We start from the raw sequence: 7,068 nt of genomic DNA, 5'->3' as shown, positions 1-7,068 counted from the left end.
TAACATCCTCAATACATGAGCCACCACAAAGATATACGCACATCAGAGAGCGTAGAATCTCGCTATATTGATAACCAAACATAGTGCATCTCAATCCCAAGGTGGAATCTATGGTTTGAGCTAAAAGAGCATCAAATTGCTCCATAATCGAAAAAAATCCCCCAAAAGGAGTGAGTTTCTCAGATTTTATTTGTACTTTTGCCATGTCATTCAGAATTTTGTTTGTTTTTATTTTGCAACACTAAGATAAGTGAAATTTCTGACATGGCAAAATCCTGAGCAACTTTTTGTTGCTCAGGTGCTTATAAAAAATATTAAATTATAGTGTTGCGGAAATAAGGGGAATTAATTCCATAAAAAGCATAACTTTTAAGGAATTGAATCCATAAAAGTCTAAACTTTTTAGAAATACCAGAATGTATTATTGCCCCAGCCATGCGATAACGGGCAGATGACATACTATAAAACAAATAAAATCAAGACTGGTTTATGCATAAGATTAAACCAGTCTTGATTAACTTCTTTATTATCTGATTCTTACAGAGATACTTTATTCTAATACCAATACATGGCTCGTTCCATCTGTCTGGCTGAATACATTCAAGCCGACTTTCATCAGATAGTCACCACTGTACTGCTTGCCATTGCACTCCAAATCAGATTCCTTGCCAGGCATCAGATTGGTCTCCTTTACGGTATAAACCTTATCGGCATCCAATCCCTGCATCTTCACATTCATCACAGGCTCCTTGTAGCGTGGATGCAAGTCGTATGCAAAGAGAACGGCACGCTGCTTGTCCTTACTTACATAGTTAATGGCACAATGGTTGCCTTCATAAGGAGAAACCAGGCGATACTGGTCGCCCTCGAGAATCATAGGCTTCATGCTATCGTAGTTCTTGACAGCATTCTGCACAAACTTGTAGTCATCACCTGAAAGTGACTTGAGGTCGATATCAAAGCCCAACTTACATGAACTGCAAACATCGGTGCGGAACTTCACACTGGTATTCTTGTTCCAGTTGGTTACATGCGAACCCATGGTCTTGGCTGGGAAGAACTTCGACAGGCTCCACTGGATGTAGAGGCGCTCGTATGGATCCGTATCGTCTGAACACCAGAACTCGGTGAAATACTTAAGCATCTCATAATCCATTCGGCCGCCACCGCCAGAGCAGAGCATCATCGGCAACTTAGGATACTTCTTATGAATACGGGTAAGCACATTGTAGATACCACGGACATGATCGATATAGAAATTACCCTGATTCTCCTTATGATATGGAGAATAGATATTGGTTATCACACTGTTGCAGTCCCACTTGAAGTAAGCCACATCCGGATTCTCCGTCATGATACGATCCACGATGCCGAACACATAATCCTGTACCTTAGGATTACTGATATCAAGTACCAGCTGGTTGCGGTAATAATAGGTATCACGCTTTGGCTGCATAATCACCCAGTCGGGATGCTTCTCAAAGAGTTCACTCTTAGGATTCACCATCTCAGGCTCAATCCAAATACCAAACTTTACACCAGCCTTCTTGGCATCTCTTACCAATCCTGGTATTCCATCAGGCAGCTTGCTCTTGGTAGCCTCCCAGTCGCCGAGACCAGCATGGTCGTCCTTGCGAGGATACTTGTTGGCAAACCAACCATCATCAAGCAAGAACATATCTACACCCAGGTCCTTGGCATCCTTCATCAACTCAGCAAGACTCTGCTGGTTGAAGTCGAAGCCGGTATTCTCCCAGTTATTCAAGAGCGTAAGGCGATCTTCCATACCCATGTTTACCTGATACTGGCGAGCCCAATTGTGCAAATTACGGGAAGCCTCACCGATACCATTATTACTCATGGCAAAGATAAACTCAGGGGTAGTGAACGTCTCACCAGCCTTCAGTTTATAATTAGAGGCGTATGGATTGATGGCAGGAATAACACGAAGGGCTCCCACGTTATCTACCTCGAAGGTAAAGCGGAAGTTGCCAGGCCATCCGATGGTTCCAAGCATCACCTTGCCCTCATTCTCCTTGGCAGGCTCATCGAATCCCAGTTCAAAGAACGGCTCCTCCTGCATGGCTGCACGGGTACCCAACTTGGTATCAACAATTTTCTTACCAGCAGTCAACTGGCAAGTTTCAGGCTGTCCTTCCTTAGCCCAGTCGCTATGATAATTGGTAACGAAATACTTGTTTGCCTTGAAATAAAGCATTGTAGAGCTATATCTCCAAAGCGTAACCGGAGCTTTCTCCTTATGAGAAATTTCGCTCCACGCCTTGATGACGTTCTCCTTAGGATAAGCTGCATAGTGGAGCTTCACGGTCAGCGGATACACCTTGTCCTTAAGCGTGATGATGGTCTCAACACCTCCACTGATAGCCTTTTCTTCAGAAGACTGATAATACAAATAGGTGGTCATATTACCATCTGCATGGGTCACTGCCACTGCCGGCTCGAAGAAATCTTCAGCACCAGAGGTTGCATAAACCTCATGACCTCGCTGGCAGACGGAACCATCAGAAGCCGCATATACATCCCACTTCAGATGATTGTAATCAGAAGGATTCTTCAACTTGTCACCCAGATACACTTGGTAGAGGCGACCCTTAGGAGAAACCTGCATCACGAGGTCGGTCTTGTCGGTTGACACTCGGATGGTCTTTTGAGCAGATGCCATGATAGATGTCATGCACATCGCTGCGATAATCATAAATACCTTTTTCATCGTTCTTTGGTTTTTACGTGATTGCTTTGTTATAATTAAACGCTATAATTCTTTCGTTATTATCTTAGAATTTGATTCCTGCAGAGAATTCCACCGTGAACGGACGGAGATAGCTACCACTCATGTACTTGCCGTCATATTTGCCAGCTTCCTGCTTGGTAATCAGCTCAGAGCCGTTAATGGTACCCTTGGCACCCTTCTCGTTGAAGATATTGATGACACTCACGCCAAGACTCAGCTTCTTGTTCACATTCCAGTTGATTCCACCGAAAGTCTCCCAGTGACCATTGAAGTAGAGTGCCTCCTGAAGGTTGGCATAGGTCTTACCGAAGTAACGGAAGCTCAACCAGGCATTCAGATTCTTGGTGATATCATACTTAGGGTCCAACTCGATAAGAACCTGAGGAATCTCCTTGACAATCATGTTATTGGCATTCACACCCATAGACTGACCGTCACTGAACGTTACGCTCGCATTATAGTTCTTATACACCGGCTTCTGATAAGTGAAGAGTGCATGCATGTGGAAGTTCTTGAACGGATTGATTTCTGCCGAGGTTGTCCAACCCAAAGTCTGGATATTATAGATGAGCAACACGGTCTTGCCCTCTGTAGTGCCAGGCTTGGTAAGATTCTGCTGGTCGATATTGTTCGACTTTGAAATGTAGGTCACCATTGAAGAAAGGTCAATCCAATCGTTCTTGTAGAAAATACCACCACGAATCAATGGAATGGTTACTCGCTTATACTGCTCCTCGGTAGGTCCTGTTCCTGCATACTCGCTGATGCGTGGGAAACGGGTGGCGATGGTAGCATCGGCTGTCAAACCAAACTGGCGGGTAAGGTTATACGTCAACTGTAAGGTGGCTGCATAATTCAATTTATCCTTGGTTACGTTCTTTGCTTCGATGCTATGCTCGGTAGCAACAACAGAACCATCAGCAGCAGTGGCGTATGTATTATAGTTACCCATGTGGAATCCTGAGAAACGTGGAGTAGAAATCTGCTCGGCAGACATGCGGTAGTACTCCAATCTACCACCATAGAACACCTTGAACTTAGGACTTACCTTCCATTCGTCGGTAAAGTAGAGTGCCAACTTGTTCTCTGAACCCTTGGTGTATTCTGGACTCAACTCATTATAACCGAAAGTCTCAGAACGACGGGCTGTCTGCGTAGGATCAAGGGGATTGACATACATCTGGCTCAATGTGCGTGGATAAGCTTCTACGGTGCCTGCCCACTGGAACGAAGACGAATAGTAATTGAGATGGTAATACCACTCGTTCAAACCAATCATTAACTTATGGTTGTTCAACTGCTTGGAGATTTCGGTAGTCAAAAGCGCATTGCTCACCTTACCAACATGCAACCAGGTGCGACGGCCTTCTATATAGCCACTGTAGGCAGTTCCATCAGAAAGCTGATATCCATCAGCCTCGCTCACCTGAGAGATGGTACTTCCTCCGTAATCTACATAATTGGCACGTGGAGCATTCATATACTTGGCGTTGAATTTCCACTACCATCCATTATCAAACTGATACTGGCTGATGAGGGCAATCTCGTTGGCATGATTCTCACAGCCATCGCTCATATTCCATGTCTCCATCTTTCCTGACTTTGTATTCAAGTATTGGAAAGAACCTTGACGCTGCACGTATGAGTCCATACCAGGGTCAAAGCCATCGATTTTCTTGATACTGCCGTCGCCTGAATAGATAAATGGTGCGGCATTGGCAAAATTGCCAGGATTCTTGCTGTTGGAATACTTATATAATAAGGAGATACGTCCCTTTCCATCATTCAAGATGCGAGTGATGCCGAAATGATAAAGTTGGGTACGGTCGGCATAATCTGTAAAGCGAAGCTTGAAACTACCTGGATCGAAATTCTGATACATACTGGCAGTATAAAGCCAATTGTCACCGATTCCACCAGACAGGTTGAGGTCTACATTCTGCATACCAAAATGGTTTGCCTTATAGTTGAGCTTGCCTTTGAACTCTTTCTGTCCCAACTCGCTGAAAGAAGAAACTGCGTATGCAATATTACCAGTAGCAATGGCTGACTCAGATGGAGTCATCAAGTCGGTACCTTTCAGTGAGGCATCGCTTCGCCAATGGGCAGAGAGTTTGTGTACGGAAGAAGAGTAAACGGCAGGAAGACCGTTTTCATATACGGTTACATCCTCGCTTGGCAATCCTATCTGGATTTCACGAGGCTTGTTGGCATCAGATGCGTTGAGCATCACATTACGCTCTTCCTTTTTCTCCTTGTTTTCAGAATCGTCAGAAGGAAGTGCATACACTTGGCTTGCAGCAGACATCGCTATCAAAGCCATAGAAAATGTACGGATTCTTAAGTTCATAATCTTACAGTTGTTTATTCTTAGTTTTACATGATTTCACTTGCTACCGAATGCGATTCGATTGCGGTTGCAAAGTTAAGGAGATTTTTCAGACATTGGCATCATGTGTAGGTTACGAGTAGATAAATATTAGGTTTATTAAGTCTATAACCTTCTAATAATCAAGCTATCAAAGATATTAATACTTTTTAATAGAGTAGATGGTAAAAAGAGAAATAAATGTAGTATCTTTGCAGAAAAATACAATTATAAGGCACTCTAATAGCCTATCAGATAGTAACAATAACAATTAAAAAGATAGTTATGAAAGTAGTATTGTGGTTCTTAATGATGTTGATGCCATTAATGGCAAATGCTTCTTCCGTAAACGAGGAACAGCTGTTCCATCGTTTAGACAGTTACATCGCTCAGCGAAGCAAGTTTACCCAAAGAAAAGAAGCGAAACTGCTAAGACTCAAAAAGCAACTATACACAACTTCCGACAAGCACAACCAGCTTAGGCTCTATAACCAGATCTACAGGGAGTATTATACCTACCGTTACGACTCTGCCATGACATACGCCAAGAAGGGCTACCAGCTGGCAGTACAACTTCAGGATGATTACTTCATCAACCTGAATAAAATCAATCGTGCGGCAGTGCTGTCAACAGGCGGTTTCTACAGCCAGGCAGAAGACTTAATGCTTGCAATAGATGTGGAGCAAATGTCACCTAAGTTATTGCAATACTATTATTATACCTTGACTTGGGTATATAACTACTGGGAAACTTTTTGTAACAAGTCGGAGTTTCAAGAAGGATTAGAAGCCAAGAAACGTTTTTATTTAGGCAAAACTCTTGAGCATATCGGCAACAAGGAATCCGCTCTTTATTACTATCTTTCAGGAGAGTTTGAATTTCTAAAGCAGCGTACAAGCAAAAAAACACTTCAGTTCTACATGAAGGCGCTTTCTGCCAGTCCCCTGAACAGCCGTGTGTATGCCTCATCGGCTTATTGCATAGCCCGCTATTATTATGATACCGACCAAAAGGATTTATACGAAAAGTATATTGTAGAAGCAGCTATTTCAGACCAGATATGTCCCCTGAAGGAGAATCTGGCCCTTCAGGAGTTTTCCACCTATCTATATAATAAGGATGCCTCCTATGCAAAGAGGGCTTCCAAATACATCTATTGCTCCATGGAGGATGCCCAATTCTACAACAACCGTCTCCGCATGGTAGAGATTTCACGCATACTTCCCCTTATCACAGAAACGAACCATCAGGCAGAAGTACGCAAGAACCGCATCGTAACAGCATCCCTCGTCATCGTGAGCATCCTGTCGCTAGGATTCCTTGCCATGGTCTTCTTTGCTTTCAAGATGAACAAGCGTCTAGCCAAGAGCCGTAGGGAGATAAAAAGCCAAAATACACTCTTGGACGAACTGAACCAGAAGCTGCTCAACACCAATAAGCGAAGAGAGACCTATATGCATTTATTTATGGACATCAGTGCCGTATATATCAGGAAACTGGATGATTATCGCAAATTGGTAAGCCGCAAAATCAAGGCAAAACAAACTGCCGATCTTCTGACTGCCATCAACAGCTACAAGCTGGCAGAAGAAGAGGCAGCCAACTTCTATATTCGCTTTGACAAGGCATTCATTGACTTGTATCCGAATTTCGTGGAAGAGTTCAACCAATTGCTGTTGCCAGAAAAGCAGATTGTACTCCCTGCCCCTAACAGTCTCACCAAGGAACTGCGTATCTATGCACTGATGCGACTGGGAATTACGGATGGTCAGGAACTGGCCACCCTCCTGTTCTATTCTACGCAAACCATCTATAATTACAAGACAGCCATCAGAAAGCGAGCCAAAGACCTCACCACTTTTGATGCAGCCATCAACCGACTATGCAATGTGATAGGCTAATAAATGAGGGTGTGTCATAAGTCCATGGCGCACCCTTTTCTTTTTT

Annotated in this window: 2 protein-coding genes and 2 pseudogenes; 1 reads left to right on the top strand and 3 read right to left on the bottom strand. The window is 43.5% G+C overall.

What is annotated here, in order from left to right; genetic code table 11:
- The 3 genes and pseudogenes from DWV53_RS16255 to DWV53_RS14640 all read right to left on the bottom strand — a co-directional run.
- Positions 1–205: pseudogene (locus DWV53_RS16255) on the bottom strand (IS1380 family transposase); the annotation flags it as partial.
- A 345-nt stretch (positions 206–550) separates the two neighbouring features.
- A complete protein-coding gene (locus DWV53_RS14645) occupies positions 551–2,731 on the bottom strand; it encodes an alpha-galactosidase (protein ID WP_118155344.1) in 2,181 nt (726 codons plus the stop codon).
- A 64-nt stretch (positions 2,732–2,795) separates the two neighbouring features.
- Positions 2,796–5,075, bottom strand: a pseudogene (locus DWV53_RS14640) (TonB-dependent receptor).
- Positions 5,076–5,405: 330 nt separating this feature from the next.
- Here DWV53_RS14640 and DWV53_RS14635 point away from each other — a divergent pair.
- Positions 5,406–7,022 (top strand): DUF6377 domain-containing protein, encoded by a 1,617-nt coding sequence (locus DWV53_RS14635; protein ID WP_118155342.1) that lies wholly within the window; start codon positions 5,406–5,408, stop codon positions 7,020–7,022.
- The last annotated feature ends 46 nt before the right edge of the window (positions 7,023–7,068 follow it).

This window comes from Segatella copri, from assembly GCF_003465495.1.
In the GTDB taxonomy this organism is placed as follows: Bacteria; Bacteroidota; Bacteroidia; order Bacteroidales; family Bacteroidaceae; genus Prevotella; species Prevotella copri_G.
This window is presented reverse-complemented; position numbering and strand designations above follow the sequence as displayed.

Excerpts from the sequence above, each read along its gene's own strand:
- DWV53_RS14635 (WP_118155342.1), top strand. The coding sequence starts at position 5,406 with ATGAAAGTAGTATTGTGGTTCTTAATGATGTTGATGCCATTAATGGCA.
- DWV53_RS14645 (WP_118155344.1), bottom strand. The coding sequence starts at position 2,731 with ATGAAAAAGGTATTTATGATTATCGCAGCGATGTGCATGACATCTATC.